Origin of the sequence: Cytobacillus sp. NJ13 (assembly GCA_030348385.1) — a bacterium.
Lineage (GTDB): Bacteria > Bacillota > Bacilli > Bacillales > Cytobacillaceae > Cytobacillus.
In genome coordinates this window covers 790,722-805,355 of record JAUCFP010000006.1, presented here as the reverse complement: position 1 = coordinate 805,355, position 14,634 = coordinate 790,722, and the positions used below count along the sequence as shown (strand labels likewise).

Here is a 14,634-nt window from a genome sequence, read left to right as displayed (position 1 = left end):
TTTTGCTAAATATATTCTTATTCATTTTGCTAATATAAATTTATCAGCCCATTTATTATTGCTTTATGGCCTCAGTTGCTGCTTTATATTCTTCATACCAATTTTTCCATTCTTCTTTCCGGCTGCCTTCTTCTGCTCCATCAAGCAGACGTCCAATCTCATTAAGACACACATGCCATCCTGCAAGATCCCTTGGTGTATGATCTGTTATTTCACTTATTTTTTCAATTAAAATCAACTCTGTCCCGCCCTTTAATTCATTCAGCTCAAAGCGGACAATATCATCACCCCATGTGTATTCTAGGATCGCAGGCCTTTCAAACCCGAGGATTTCCATTTCCTCAAAGCTGCCATCACCCATATCAAATTTGAATTTTCCACCATTCTTTAAATCCTCAGCCTGCAGCTCAGGAAACCATTTTTTCAGCTGATGATTGTCAGTAAGCATCGCCCAGATTTCTTCCCTTGGATGTTTCAGCATTCGTTCAAAGACAGCAGTATAGCCATTTGTTTCTTTTTTTAATAAAGCTTTCATCATCTCGTCTCCTTTTTAATGATTTGTCCTCAAAATACTGCATAAAATTAGCCTTTAACCAATTGGCGTTCTTTTTCCTTTATTAACCCTGCACCCATCAGTCCAATCAATGAAAAGATGACCGGAATAATAAATCCATACTGGTATCCAGCTTCAAATGTATCCAAAACTTTACCGAAAATAAATGGCAGCAAAACTGCGCTCAGAAAACCACCGGTGTTGGCAAAACCTGAAACGACACCCACGTCTCGAATGTCAAATGATTTTCTGACAATCGCAAATGTCAGCGTACTTGCCCCATTCCCATAACCCATGACCAGGAAAAGAACAATCAGGAGCGGATATGGAGGTTTGCCTTGGAATACGAGAAAAACTGCCCAACCGAGAACGACGATTATGTGGGCAAAAAGATAAGGGCGTTTAATGCTGCCCATCCGTCCTGATATGAAGCTCATTAACGGAGCACCAATAATTGCCCCAATCAGTCCAATCATGACTAGCTGGCTGGATTCGGAACGGGTCAAATCATACATTTCCATTCCATATGGCACTGCCCATGAACCGATGAAGCCAACATAAGTGCCAACCACACCAAAGTGACACAAAAATGTGGCCCATGCCTGACGGTCAGAAAAAATTCTCTTTAATATGTTGGCTGTTTTCTCAGCTGGCTCCTTCTTACCTTTTGTTTTCTTAAGTTCTATGCCCATCCGGGATGGCTGCAAAATTAAAATAAAATACAGCAATAAGGCGAGGATGGTCAAAATAATGCCCACCGCCAAAAACGGAATGCGCCAGCCCCATATGGAAATCCAAATGGAAAATGGCACAGTCGCGAGCAAAAATCCAAAGCTCCCTGACATGCCCGCAAAACCAAGCAATTTCACAAATTCATTTACTTTAAACCATCTGCCTAAAATAATGACAACATTAATCCAGATGGTAGCATCACCTATTCCAACTAGCATCCTTGCCGCAAAAAGGATGTATTCATTCGCTGCAAAGCTGAATAATAAAGTCCCTATTCCGTTAAGAAGTGTTCCGGCGATTAAAAATACATTTGGGCCAAAACGGTCCGATAATATTCCAATGGGAACCTGCAGGCTTGCATAGGCGAAAAATTGGATGCTCGTCAGGAGACCAATTGCTGCAGCTGTCACGCCGAATTCCTTCATTAATTGATCAGTAATTAAACCAGGTGCTGTCCTTTGGCTTACGATTAAAAAGTATGTAAATAAAACCGCGCCAAAGACAAGCCACCTGTATTTGCTTTTATGTTTCTCCACTGCCCTCTGCTCCTATTTACTAAAGAATACCCTCCATTATACGCTAAAAAAAGGCAGCTGTCCTCCACTGCGTTAAAGCAGTGGAATGACAGGTGCCTTTGGCCTAGTTATTCTTTTACAAGATTCTTCGTGCTTCTTACTGTATCGATCGGACGGACATAGCTTTCGATTTGGTCCCTCTTCGGCTCCAGGAATGGCGGCAGTGACAGTTTTTCCCCAAGTGTTTCATATGGCTCGTCACCCATGAATCCAGGTCCATCTGTCGCGAATTCAAATAAAATCTGCGGAGCAACCCGGGAATATAAAGAACCGAAGAAAAAGCGATCTACAAATCCTGAAGTCTGGAAGCCAAAGCCTCTCAAATGCTGATCCCATTCCTCAAGAACAGACTTATCTTCCACGCGGAATGCGGCGTGATGGACTGTTCCATAGCCCTGGCGTGCCTGAGGAAGAGACGGGTTATATTCCACTATCACCTGAGCCCCATTTCCGCCTTCACCCACTTCAAACAAATGGAAGTCTCCCTCTTGTGCAATTTCCTTAAAATGCAGAACCTTTTCCATCATTTCCTTAAAATAATCAAATTGAGCTACCCTTACGAAAAGCGGCCCCAGGCCAGTGATCGCGTATTCTAACGGAATCGGCCCATTCTGCCAAGGTGTGCCCGATGTTACACCTTTATTGGTTTGATCTGAGATCAATTGGTATTTTTGATCATCGAAATCTGTGAAGGACAGGGTCTTCTTGCCGAACTGCTCTTTGATCCCGGAATGAGGAACCTCTAAGCGGTCAAACCGCTTTACCCAATAATCGAGTGCCTCATCTGTCGGAACCCGGAATGAAGTTTTTGATATTTCATCCGTTCCATGTGATCCCTTTGGAATACCAGGAAAATCAAAAAATGTCATATCCGTTCCCGGACTTCCTGCATCATCTGCAAAAAATAAGTGATACGTTTGAATGTCATCCTGATTAACTGTTTTCTTTACTAAACGCATTCCTAATGTATATGTGAAGAACTCATAATTTTTTTCAGCACTGCTTGTTATAGCGGTGACATGGTGAATACCTTTTAATTGTTTCAAGTTAACTTCCTCCCCTATGTTATTTATCTTAAAATAAAATATCTTTAATTCGAGATAATTTTACTTTATCACGGCTTACTAATGGTGTCAATATTACTGGGGGCTTTAGAAAAAGGATTTAATGATGTCTTCCTCATGATTGCATTCCTTGCAGATGTATTCAATTTCCAGTGCATCTTCCCTGGCAATGTGAAAAGTTTCTTTTCCGCAGACTTCGCAAAATCTCTTTTCCGTAATTTCTTTCATTATTACATCTCCTGTTAATGTGTCGTTTATCTTGGTTTAACCAGAATTTTGATTTCTAAACGCAAAAAAACCAGCTCTCCTTGAGAACTGGTTAATTTTCATATATACAGCCGCCATTGCCGTAAATAATGATAAGAAAGTTTTAAACCACCACTCCTCAAAGTGGGTGTTCGCAGAAACATTCCTGCTTGTCCTCCTTGTCATATAGACGAAGGCCTGTCATTCCCGTTTCAATGTAAAACTCCCTGTTACAGCTTAAAGGTTAAAACTTTATTATGATTACGAACAATGCAGCTTGTATTTATATAGTAACGGATATTGGCGGATTTTTCAATGGGCATGCTCAGTCTTTTTATTGTACGAAAAACAAATATTAAAAAGGGGTTGAACAGTTATTGTTGAATATATTTTACACTAGTGAACCAATCGGAGGATTTTAAATGAAACAAAACCCTATTATTTTTTCTATCCTATGGCGACAGTCTTGACTTCTTGATCCATAGCGCCCGCATTCTATCCTTTACCCCTGCCAATTACGGCCATTTTGTAATACATTTCCCATTTTCAACAAATACTTTTTAAATTGTATGAATGAATAGGTGGTGGTGCAGTATGAATGGAGGAAATTTCACTTTACCTGGAGGAAAAGGAAATCGAAGTGAAGCCGGGACAGTCGATTTTTGAGGCGGCAAGGGATCATCATCCTTTTCTCCCGGGAATTTGTTCTTCCCAGCCGGATTTGGTAGTTGGCGTCATTCAGAATTGTGATACATGCTAGCTGGAGAGCCGAAACAAAGGTCTGTGAAATCTGCGGGTACAGGGAGGAACATGAATACAGCTTTGATATGCTGATTATTTGCCCGGAATGCTCCAATGACCGTGTTCATCCATTCTCCTTTGAAAATTAATAAAGAACTCCTGCCAGCTAATCCGGCAGGAGTTCTTCTCTTTATTCAATGACAAGCTGTCCGCTTGCTCTTTTTTGATTCTTCGCAGTTCTGATTTTCTTGATGTCGCGTTTCATCAGCAGTGAGACGATGAAGCCGATGGCAAGCATGGTGCCAAATACATAGAAAGTAATCGTATAGCTTTGCGTATTTTCATATATGCTGGATACGAGCATAGGGCCGACCACACCAGCGATGGACCACGAAGTAAGCAGATAACCATGAATAGCGCCAAGCTGTTTGGTACCAAACAGGTCTCCAATAAAGGCAGGAAGCGATGCAAATCCACCTCCATAGCATGAAACAATGATATAGAGGAATACAGAAAAGATAAATGAGTTTGTAATGAATGGAAGTATGAAGAAGGCAGCAACCTGGATCAGGAAGAAGGTCATATATGTATTTCCTCTTCCAAGGTAATCTGATGCAGATGCCCAGCCAATTCTTCCTCCGCCATTAAAGAGTCCCATTATGCCAACGATGCTTGCAGCCGTGATGGCGCTTGCCCCAGTGATTTCCTGTGCCATTGGTGCGGCAACCGAGAGAATCATGATACCTGCAGAAATATTGATGAACATCATAATCCAAAGAAGCCAGAAACGCTTGGTCTTAATTGCTTCATTGGCAGTCAGCTGTGCCAGATCTGCCTTTACCGGCCGCTCTTCCGTGTTCTCTTCCATTCCTTCTGGTGCCCATCCTTGAGGCGGCTTTGCGATATAAAGCGATCCCAAAATCATCAGAATAAAATAACTGATTCCCAGGACATAGAAGGTTGTCGGAATCGAAGTTGCGATCATTAATCTGCTTGCAATGGGGCTAGTGATCAGGGCCCCAGCACCGAAGCCCATAACTGCCATTCCTGTGGCAAGTCCCCTTCTGTCAGGAAACCACTTAACCAATGTGGAGACAGGCGCAATATAGCCGAACCCGAGACCCAGTCCCCCAATGACACCAAAAAAAATCAGGAATAGGACATAGTTCTCCAATTGTATGGCGAATCCGGACCCAATAATCCCAATTCCAAAGAAGACTGCGGCAATCATGGCTGAAACTCTTGGTCCCCGCTTTTCCACAAACCGCCCAAAAAAGGCTGCCGCAATCCCAAGGATAAAAATCGCAATGGTAAATGCCAGTGAGACATCGGTTTTTTCCCAGCCAAGCGTTTCTTTCAATGGGTTTTGATAGACGCTGTACGCATACACCGAACCAATCGATAAATGAATGGCGACAGCTGAAAGGGCAATCAGCCATCTATTCTTGTTCGCCATATATAACCCCTTTCCTGAAAATTGTTTTATATATTCCCCTAATAGGGAATAAGCTCCATGCTATTTTTTACGTTCCCAAAAAAGCCTGTCTCTAATCCTTTTAGAGACAGGCTTTCCGAAAATCATCCTGATACAAACCCTTTTTTTAATAAATAGATTTCTGTTCTATAATTATTTACTGCTTCATCGAATGGCAGTTCCCCCGCAAATTTTTTTACGATATTGTGGAATGTGACGGAGGAAATAATCTGCATCATATGAAAAAGTTCATGCTCGTCCTGTATATTCAGCCGCTCCTTATTAATCAGATTGCTGATTTTCTTGAAATTCTCATTCAGGTCATTTTCACCGAAGCTTCTTGCCATAACATTTTCGATTCGATGCGTCATATTGAGAAATAAATTCCTCAGAAACTGCAGATTTTCTTTTTCCTCGGTAATGATGGCTGTATAAAAATCGATCATCGCATCAAAAATATCGCCCTTATTTTTGCGGAGCGCTTCCAGAAAGTGAAGCTTATATGCAGAAACATGGCTATTCAATAAGTAGAAAAACGCATCTTCTTTGTCGTCAAAATATTGATAAAAGCTGCCGCGCGGGATTTTGGCATCTTTTATGATATTGGATATGGATGCCTGATAAAGCGGGACGCGGGCAAATTCCTTTTTCGCCGCATGGACTAAGCTTCCCCGTTTGTCTTCAGGCAAATTGAAAAAAGTAATTTTGGGCAAGTTCGGTTCCTCCTTACTGCCAGTCTCTTTTTTCCTCCTTTAAAAATTGGATAAAATAAGGGACTGCCTTTCTGGGATTCTCATTGATCAGTGCTTGATATCTCGTTTTAATAGGGTAAGAAGCCCATTGGCTTTTAGTGATCCGTTCTTTAATGTACTGAGAGCTCAGTTTCTGAATTTCCAGCTGCTGATGTTTCCCTTCTTTAGAAAGCGCGAAACCGAGCGCACCAATAATGGCGTAAATCAGAATGGTTACCGGCGATGTTTTCTCATCCTGCACGGTGAAAAATAAGGTCATGAGATTGATTAATGACAGAATAATCAAAGGTGTTGACCAAAAAATATATCTGGATGCTTTTTTCATTACGGGGGATACTTTTTCTTCAAGCTGCTCCAGCTCTCTTTTTACGAAATTCGGCATATCTGTCCACACTTGCATCTATTTCGTCTCCTTTAAGTTCTTATCCCTTTCCTGGCCAGCAGAAATTGAAGGCTTTCAGGGGAAAAAATCATGGCTTCATCATCTTCCAGCTGTTTTAGACCAATCATTTCCTCATGGATATTCTCCATTTTCCGATCGAGGCGTGAAGCCGTGTCAGCTGCCTCTTTCAGTTCATTCACTATTCTTTGCGGAATTTCTTTATTGTACTTGTAGTAAATCTTGTGCTCCAGGCTCGCCCAGAAGTCCATGGCGATCGTCCTGATTTGAATCTCAACAGGAACCAGCTCTTCCCTGTCAGACATAAAAATGGGGATCTGGACAATCAGATGCAGGCTCTGATAGCCATTTGGCTTTGGGTTCTGAATATAATCCTTGCATTCGAGCACGGTTATATCCTTCTGGCTTTCAAGCATGGCTTTGATTTTATATATATCGGACACAAACGAACATGTAATGCGGACGCCCGCAATATCCCGAATATTTTGCTGAATGGATTCTAAAGAAATCTCCAAATTTTTTCGCTGAAGCTTTTTAAATATACTTTCAGGAGATTTAATTCGTGATTTTACATGCTCAATCGGATTATAGTCATGCACATACTGAAATTCTTCTTTCAGGATATTTATTTTCGTGTTTATTTCTTCCAATGCGAACTTGTAGGACATCATAAAACGCACTAAATCAGTCCTTAGTTCTTTCAGTGACATTTGCTCAGGCATATTTGTGACCATATGGGCTCCTTTGAATTTTCGCCTTATTATTGAGAGGTTTAATATTGGATGGCTTTTTGCAGACTGCTGCATTTACTCCCTGTTTCTGCAATTCAGAAATAAGCAATTGAATTTTGGACAATGCTTTCACCTCGATGTGACACTGTGTCATCCTTACAATTGAATTGTATATGACATGGTGTCACACGTCAACTGGATATGACACAATGTCATAAATTTGCCTTCTTTTGATTTAATGGATAGCTCTTTTAGAAACAAAGCTCTGGCCTATTTACATGTCATCACTTTGAGCTGTATAATAAATAATTAGTTACTCTTGATAACTATTACTCAAGGTAACCAAATTGGAGGTTTTTAAGATCGAAACATTTCAGCGGTTTTTTCATCAGCTTGTGCTATTGTATCGCCCATTTGAGAATAGGCTGAACAATGAATTAAGCAGGCATCATTTATACAGGGCTCAATGGTCCATCATGTATTACTTGAATAACGATGGCTCCGGTACACTGGTGGAGCTTTCACATTATCTTGGCGTTGAAAAACCAACGGTGACAAGGACGATTGCAAAATTGGAGGAAATGGGCTATTTAGAACCTGTTCCGACTAAAGACAAACGGGAAAAAAGAATGCAGCTGACCGATACTGGCAGGAAGGTTTATCAGGAGGTCCGCGTTACTATTGATGAATTCGAACAGGACATTTTAAGAGGAATTTCAGAGGAGGAACAGCTGGAAGGGATTCGTCTGATGAGCGAAATCCGCAAAAATTTAATGCAGGGAGAGTTATAAATTGAATCAGCCTAAACCGAAGCTTTGGACAAAAGATTTTATTATTGTGTCATCCGTTAATTTTTTCTTAACATTGATTTTCTATTTGCTGATGGTGACCATTGCTGTCTTTGCAGTGGATTACTATAGTGCCACAACTAGCCAGGCCGGGCTTGTTACGGGAATCTTTATTATTGGAACGCTCATTGGCAGGCTTTATATCGGGCGGGCAATTGATAACATCGGGCGTAAGAAAACACTTTTTATCGGTTTGATCTTTTTTACGCTGACGACTCTTTTATATTTCGTGAACATTGGAATTGCTTTCCTTCTGGTTACCAGGTTTATACACGGCATTGCTTTAGGTGTGGCGAGTACGGCGACTGGGACCATCGCAGCACAAATTATTCCTGCAGCCCGAAAAGGAGAAGGAATTGGCTACTTCAGCATGAGCACTACGCTTTCGACAGCTGTTGGACCATTTATTGGCTTATTGATGCTGCAAAAAGTTTCTTTCCAAATGATTTTTGTCTTCTGTCTGGCCATCGGCATCATTGCCCTGATTACATCCTTCATTTTATATGTTCCTGCAATAGAAACCTCAGGTGTGAAAAAGCAGGGCTTCCAAATTTCCAGCTTTATCGAGCCAAAAGCAGTCCCGATTGCATTCATCACACTGGCAATCGCATTCGGTTATTCCGGGGTCCTCTCTTTTATCAATTTTTATGCGATAGAAGTCGATTTAGTCAAGGCTGCGAGCTTTTTCTTTCTTATCTACTCGGCCGCTGTCCTGGTTTCACGTCCATTTACCGGGCGGCTGATGGATCTTAAAGGAGCAAATTATGTTATGTACCCCGCTTTTATCTTATTTGCGGCAGGCATGTTTGTGCTTAGCGCAGCCAACAGCAGTTTTACCCTGCTATTGGCTGGAGCGCTGATTGGGCTGGGATTTGGAAACATGCAGTCCTGCACCCAGGCAGTGGCCGTCAAGCTGACACCTGCACATCGGATGGGGCTTGCGACATCAACTTTCTTCATATTTCTTGATGCAGGCTTGGGATTTGGACCTTATTTGCTGGGATTCGTTATTCCGATTACAGGCTATGGGAAACTCTATGGTATGATGGCAATCTTTGTTTTATTATCAGCCATTTTATATTATTTCCTGCATGGGAAGAAAGAAGCTTCAGCTCTAAAAAAATTGAACACATCTGTTTCTGCCTGAACCTAAGGCATTGCAAAATATTAAAAAGCCATGGACCTTTTTACCGTCCATGGCTTTTGATCGTTTTAGTTCTGAAATACTGTAACAGTTTTAGGACTCGTGGTCACTTTAAAGCCCTGCTTACTTGATACATCCGCACTAATGGTGTAAGTTCCATTCGGAAGATCTGCGTCTGGAGTCCACTTCAAGTGAATTTCATGTTCGTTTTCCACATTGATTGTGTCAACGGTTTTTCCTGCTTCATCTTTAATGTTCACTGTCCAGTTTACGCGGTTATTTGCAAATGCATTGATGCCGGCAGGCGTGTTTGCATTCACATTTTTATTAGGATAAACACTGAAGTAGCTCACCAGCATTCCTTCATTAATATAGGAAGGATCGCCCCATACAGCATAGCTCTGGTTTAATGCATGGTCGACACCCAATACGACGACGCTCTTCGGTTCTTCTTTTACAAGGGCTGAAGTTTTTCCAGGTTCCAGCGGCATATACTTCCCGTTATACCAGATGATTGCACCATTATAGCCGCTCCCCCCTTCGTTATCTTCTGACTTGAAGGAAATCTCATATTGGCCGTCCTTTGGCTTTACTTGAATATCCGAGACTATTGGTGCAACTGAGTCTACGTGAACCGGAAGCCTTACTTCCTGAGGTTTGGCATCCTTGTAATCAAGTGTTGTCTTGATCACATATTGATAAGTGCCATCTTTAACGAATTTCCCGTTTTGATCCTTAACGTCCCATAAATAGCCGTTAATCATATAGTCACGGAAAGCCATGATATTTTTGCGGAATTTCCATGGTTTTCCTGTATATTCACTGAAGTCGCCTAAATAATTTATGGTTTCCCCTTTATCATTCTCCACGTACATTTCTGTCTTTTGTAAATTGCGGAGAGCTGTAAAGGTTGGGAATACACCAGGCAATACAGCATTTGGAGAAATGACAATTCGATCCATATTAAATGTTCCAGTATATGGGTCATATCCCATTGGGAATTGCGCGCCTTCATCGTTCCAAAGCACGGTATATCCTAAAAAAGCATCTTTCTCCCATGCAGCTGGGTCGAGGTTTTGCGGCTTGTCCCATTGTCCAAAGTAGCCCATATATGGAATTGTTAGCGGCACAGCGGCGTCATTGTTTTTACCCGTTGGCACAAGACGGACATATCCTTCGACAAATGTGCCCTTTTTCAGGCTATCCGGCAATTGAATCTGTACATCCAAACTCTTATTTTGTCCTGGCTTAATTTTAAGCGTTTTTCCTTCTTTGCCGGTCACTTTTTCACCATTTACGATGGCAGAAGCACCTGAAATCCGCTTGCTGGTCATTGTTAAATATTCCTTGGTATCCAAATTACCGTCATTGTCCAAGTCAAACTCTTTTGTTTCAGTTTCGTCGGTTAAAACATCAACGTACACTTTATATTCCAATTCTTTCACTTCAGCATTTTGAAGTGCTTCGACATTCAGTTTGAAGTGTGCTTTCTCATTAATCTCCTTAAGAGCAACCGCTCCTGCCTGTTCCAAAGGAGCATTTTTATTTGTGACAAGTACAGGTGTTTTGATCGCATTTTGTATTTGCATTAATCCGGATCCCTGTAGGCGTGGTGAGTAAGGGACCTGGCTATTTGCCCGCGGATCCTGAATGATTTTTGACGTATTCATTAAGGCGATTTTCGCTTTTAATGCCGTTTCTTTGGATTGCGGCAATCCTTTTTCATATAAAGCCTGAAGCAGCAAAGCTGATCCGCCTGCGACATGAGGCGCCGCCATGGACGTACCGCTCATTATTTCATATTCATTGCCGGGAACAGTGGAATAAATCCCTCCGCCTGGTGCTGATAGCTCAGGTTTGATGTCAAGCGTGTGCGGCGTTCCAAAAGATGAAAAGTCTGACATGTTATCTTTATCAGCATTATCCACCCAAACACCTTTGCTCATCTGCATCTTCACTGTTTGTCCCTTAGACAGCTGCGAAATTAAAGCATTCCCGTCCTCCTTGCTGGTTGTTGCTGCAGGGGTTAAGTACGGGCTAAAATACAAGAAAGGATAATCAGCTTCATCATGAGGCGGTACAAGGATAACCGCCTTGGCACCATTTTTTCTGGCTTCAGATTGTACATATGAATATAAACCATATTTTTGTTCTGGCTTTGCCACGACAATTTTGCCTGCAACATCTTTCCCGGCAAAATCAGCTGTCTTTCCTTCCCCTACATAGACCATTTCATAACTTTCTCCTGATGATAGAACTTTTGATAGCTTGAAGTTTACATGGGTCTGATCCTGATATGGAAGTTGCAAACCGCTTTCATCAGTAAGTGCATTCATATGCAATTTAGTATTTTCATAGGATGCTACTGATAGCGCAAACGGGCTTACAGAAGGTTCTCCGACAGTGCCGATATCCGGATTTTCCGCGTATGGCTTGGCAGAAGCCTCCAAAATATTATTTTTTGTGCTGTAAGATGAATTGCCTCCAGCAACTACCACTAGGGTGCCCTGCTCAGTTGCTTCCCGGATTGACTTTTGGATTGGATCATTTTCTTCTCCAACAAAGCCGGCATCTGACCCAAGACTCATGTTAATGACATCAGCCCTCATTGTCACAGCGTGTTCAATTCCAGCAATAATATCATCTTCATAAGCTCCTCCGCCGTTATCAGAAAATACCTTTTCGGCTAATAACTGGACACCGGGAGCAATCCCCTTGACCCCATCATTTTCCTCATCGCCATTAGCACCTACTGTACCGGCGACATGCATGCCATGTGGACTTCCATACTGTCCGCGGGGTATGACATCCGCATCTTGATCGGCCCAGTCATAGCCTGTCGGCACTTTGTCACTATACCAGACGTCATTAATTTCTGTTTCAGAGAGTTTTGCCTGAATTCCTCCCTCAGACCATTTCTGCTTGTCTTTCCCATCATCCGTCAATATCATATCCTGGTGTGTATAGTCCAATCCGGAGTCAACGACAGCAACAAGCAGCCCTTCGCCTTCATAGCCATGCTCCTCCCAAACCTTCTGTGCCTGCACTAATTCCTTGCTGGCACCCATGGATGGCTGAAATGTTCTCGCAATATGTACGTTAGTGACACCAGGAATTGCCTGAATTTCTTTTAAATTACGAAACTCGGTTTCCAGGCTGAAACCATTAAACCCCTCATAAAAGCGATGCTTCACTTTCTTGAAAGTTTTTTTCTTGGAAAGCGCTGAAATAACCTCGTCTTGTTTTGCCTTCATTTTACTTTTTTTGCTTTGTTTCGTTTTTTCAGCATCTGCAGGCTGTTCGACCTCAACAATTACACGTAAAATTTCATTTGGCTCATATGGTTTCGTTAACCCTTTTTCTTTCAGATCCTTATATCCCAGCTTGTCCACTGCCTTTGCTTCAGCCTGATATTGCTGGTCCAAAAATATTTTCTGCCCCTGCTTAACAATGTCTTCAACACTTGGAGCCTCGATCTGATCTTCCTGAGCTCCTTGTGCCGAGACTGTTCCCCCGAATAGCATTGCTGCTGCCAATGCAGAAGCCAGCACCTTATAGGGTACCCCTTTTTTCACTTTCATTTCTTCCCCGCCCTTTCCCACTGATAAATCTATATTTTTTAACTATTCATACAATTAATTGTAGGGCCGGGTCTGAGAGAAGTAAATTGGGGGAATTTAAAAGGAGTCATCTGTTGAATTTCAGAACTTTATATCCAGATCTCAGGATCTCCTTCTATTAAAATAGTATTAAAGACATATTCCCTAACCTAATTTCTATTAACTTTCTCACATTCTGGTAAAAAAGGCTCTTTTGAATTACCCCAAATTGAAATCTTTAAAAACCTCTTAGGAATAATATCCCAAGATCCTTTGGAAAAAACAGACATCTGACATTTCCTGGCTATCTGTTTCCAGCCAATAAGGTATGCTACGATACTATTCAGAACCACAGGGGGGATGCTGTTTTGAAGGAAGGCTTAATTATAAAATATTACCGGGAACGCGCTGGATTAACCCAAACGCAGCTGGGCGAAGGGATTTGTTCTGTGACTCATATCAGTAAAATAGAGCGGGGACATACACAATATTCGTCTGAAATCACAAATCTGATCTGTAAACGGCTGAACATAGATCTTATAAAAGAGCTTGAAAAGTTTGATATGCTGGAAACTAAACTTCATGAGTGGCTGGATGCCATGGTTAAACAGCAAAAAGAAGATATAGAATTAATTAAAGAGGAATTAGCCCAAAATCCTTACCTGCATTTTTCAGAAACAAAATATTTTCATTCAATCCTTTTGGCTCGCTACCACCTCATGCAAGGAGAGTTTGATAAGAGCAAAGTGCTTTTAGACAGCTGCCAGAAAGCTTGGAATACACTTGATCGTTTTGAAAGAAGTCTCCTCGAACATATATGGGGCATTTATTTTCTAAACTTACAGAATTGCAAAGAAGCCATCATCCATTTAAAGAATATAAATCCTAAAGATTATAATAACCATGAATTTTATTTTCACCTCGCAACCTCTTCCCATTTGATGAATGATAAGGTAAAAGCCTATCACTATGGCACTCTTGCACTATCCTATTTTCGGGAAACTAATAATTTCAAAAGAATTCTTGATACAGAAACCGTTTTGCTGATACAAATGGGTACATACGACCTTTGCCAATTTGAAGAAACCGTCAAGCAGTATCGTACTTTAATCAAATCCTGCCGGACTCATAAAGAAGAAGCCAGGGAAATGAACCTTTGGCATAATCTTGCCGTTGAATACTTTGCAAAAGGCTTTTATTCAGAAGCGAGCGAAGTTTATAAAAAGCTATTGAAACAATGCGAGGTTAATCCAAACCCATCTTTAAAATTAAGCGCTATTAGAGGCTATGTTCATAGCTGCCTTAATCTGGATCATTATAAGAAACAAAATCTCAGATCCTTGCTGGACGATGGTCACAGGCTAGCTGAACAATTTCAAAATAAAACCTATCAATATGTTTTTTATATGCTCGATATCCTTTTAGAAGATAAAGACATAAATGATTACTATCTCTTTTTAGAAAACACATTCCTTCCCCACCTTCTTGAATTAGGGAATAGCACATTAATCAATCTCTATGAAAAAGAATTATTCCATTATTTCAGGAAGTCTTCACAGCATGAAAAAGCAAGTAGGCTTGCAGCCAAGTACTTCGAGCCGCTCATCCATTAAACAGCAGAAAAATCTCCTTATCTTTCTTAGGAGATTTTTCTTTTTGCACTCTTTTCTGCTTTCTCCCAGTTGAGCCTTTTCTCCTTATTTCCTGTTCACTCCCCCAAAGGTGCTATGTCTTATGACTCTAAAAATTCCCCCAAAAAGGAAAATCTTAGATTA

The 14,634-nt window shown here is 41.2% G+C and carries 13 protein-coding genes and 1 other RNA gene; 4 read left to right on the top strand and 10 right to left on the bottom strand.

Annotated elements, in window-relative coordinates:
* Window positions 1–55: 55 nt before the first annotated feature.
* The 5 genes from QUF73_03905 to ssrS form a co-directional block, all read right to left on the bottom strand.
* Window positions 56–535 carry an SRPBCC family protein gene (locus QUF73_03905; protein MDM5225344.1) on the bottom strand — a complete coding sequence of 160 codons (480 nt, stop codon included), beginning with the start codon at window positions 533–535 and terminating at the stop codon, window positions 56–58.
* A gap of 47 nt (window positions 536–582) precedes the next feature.
* Window positions 583–1,821, bottom strand: coding sequence for an MFS transporter (locus QUF73_03900; GenBank protein ID MDM5225343.1), 1,239 nt, complete (start codon window positions 1,819–1,821; stop codon window positions 583–585).
* A gap of 107 nt (window positions 1,822–1,928) precedes the next feature.
* Entirely contained in the window at window positions 1,929–2,906 is a 978-nt protein-coding gene (locus QUF73_03895) for a ring-cleaving dioxygenase (GenBank protein ID MDM5225342.1), read from the bottom strand.
* 105 nt (window positions 2,907–3,011) lie between these two features.
* Window positions 3,012–3,152, bottom strand: coding sequence for a hypothetical protein (locus QUF73_03890; protein ID MDM5225341.1), 141 nt, complete (start codon window positions 3,150–3,152; stop codon window positions 3,012–3,014).
* Between the two features lie 104 nt (window positions 3,153–3,256).
* Window positions 3,257–3,452: non-coding RNA, 6S RNA (gene ssrS / locus QUF73_03885), on the bottom strand.
* A gap of 316 nt (window positions 3,453–3,768) precedes the next feature.
* Here ssrS and QUF73_03880 point away from each other — a divergent pair.
* Window positions 3,769–3,930 (top strand): hypothetical protein, encoded by a 162-nt coding sequence (locus tag QUF73_03880; protein MDM5225340.1) that lies wholly within the window; start codon window positions 3,769–3,771, stop codon window positions 3,928–3,930.
* 171 nt (window positions 3,931–4,101) lie between these two features.
* Here the strand turns inward: QUF73_03880 and QUF73_03875 are convergent, their stop codons facing one another.
* The 4 genes from QUF73_03875 to QUF73_03860 form a co-directional block, all read right to left on the bottom strand.
* On the bottom strand, window positions 4,102–5,367 hold the full coding sequence (locus QUF73_03875; GenBank protein ID MDM5225339.1) for an OFA family MFS transporter: 1,266 nt from the start codon (window positions 5,365–5,367) through the stop codon (window positions 4,102–4,104).
* Window positions 5,368–5,489: 122 nt separating this feature from the next.
* Window positions 5,490–6,098, bottom strand: coding sequence for a TetR family transcriptional regulator (locus QUF73_03870; protein MDM5225338.1), 609 nt, complete (start codon window positions 6,096–6,098; stop codon window positions 5,490–5,492).
* Window positions 6,099–6,111: 13 nt separating this feature from the next.
* Entirely contained in the window at window positions 6,112–6,537 is a 426-nt protein-coding gene (locus QUF73_03865; protein MDM5225337.1) for a DUF5392 family protein, read from the bottom strand.
* A 14-nt stretch (window positions 6,538–6,551) separates the two neighbouring features.
* Window positions 6,552–7,271 carry a GTP pyrophosphokinase family protein gene (locus QUF73_03860; protein ID MDM5225336.1) on the bottom strand — a complete coding sequence of 240 codons (720 nt, stop codon included), beginning with the start codon at window positions 7,269–7,271 and terminating at the stop codon, window positions 6,552–6,554.
* Window positions 7,272–7,615: 344 nt separating this feature from the next.
* Between QUF73_03860 and QUF73_03855 the strand changes: the two genes are divergently transcribed.
* Both QUF73_03855 and QUF73_03850 read left to right on the top strand, forming a co-directional pair.
* Window positions 7,616–8,059, top strand: coding sequence for a MarR family transcriptional regulator (locus tag QUF73_03855; GenBank protein ID MDM5225335.1), 444 nt, complete (start codon window positions 7,616–7,618; stop codon window positions 8,057–8,059).
* Between the two features lies 1 nt (window position 8,060).
* On the top strand, window positions 8,061–9,263 hold the full coding sequence (locus QUF73_03850) for an MFS transporter (GenBank protein MDM5225334.1): 1,203 nt from the start codon (window positions 8,061–8,063) through the stop codon (window positions 9,261–9,263).
* A gap of 65 nt (window positions 9,264–9,328) precedes the next feature.
* Here QUF73_03850 and QUF73_03845 read toward each other — a convergent pair whose 3' ends face one another.
* Complete coding sequence (locus QUF73_03845; protein ID MDM5225333.1) at window positions 9,329–12,841, bottom strand: S8 family serine peptidase; 3,513 nt, start codon at window positions 12,839–12,841, stop codon at window positions 9,329–9,331.
* A gap of 386 nt (window positions 12,842–13,227) precedes the next feature.
* On the opposite strand from QUF73_03845, the gene QUF73_03840 reads away from it, so the two are divergent.
* Complete coding sequence (locus QUF73_03840; protein ID MDM5225332.1) at window positions 13,228–14,472, top strand: helix-turn-helix transcriptional regulator; 1,245 nt, start codon at window positions 13,228–13,230, stop codon at window positions 14,470–14,472.
* The last annotated feature ends 162 nt before the right edge of the window (window positions 14,473–14,634 follow it).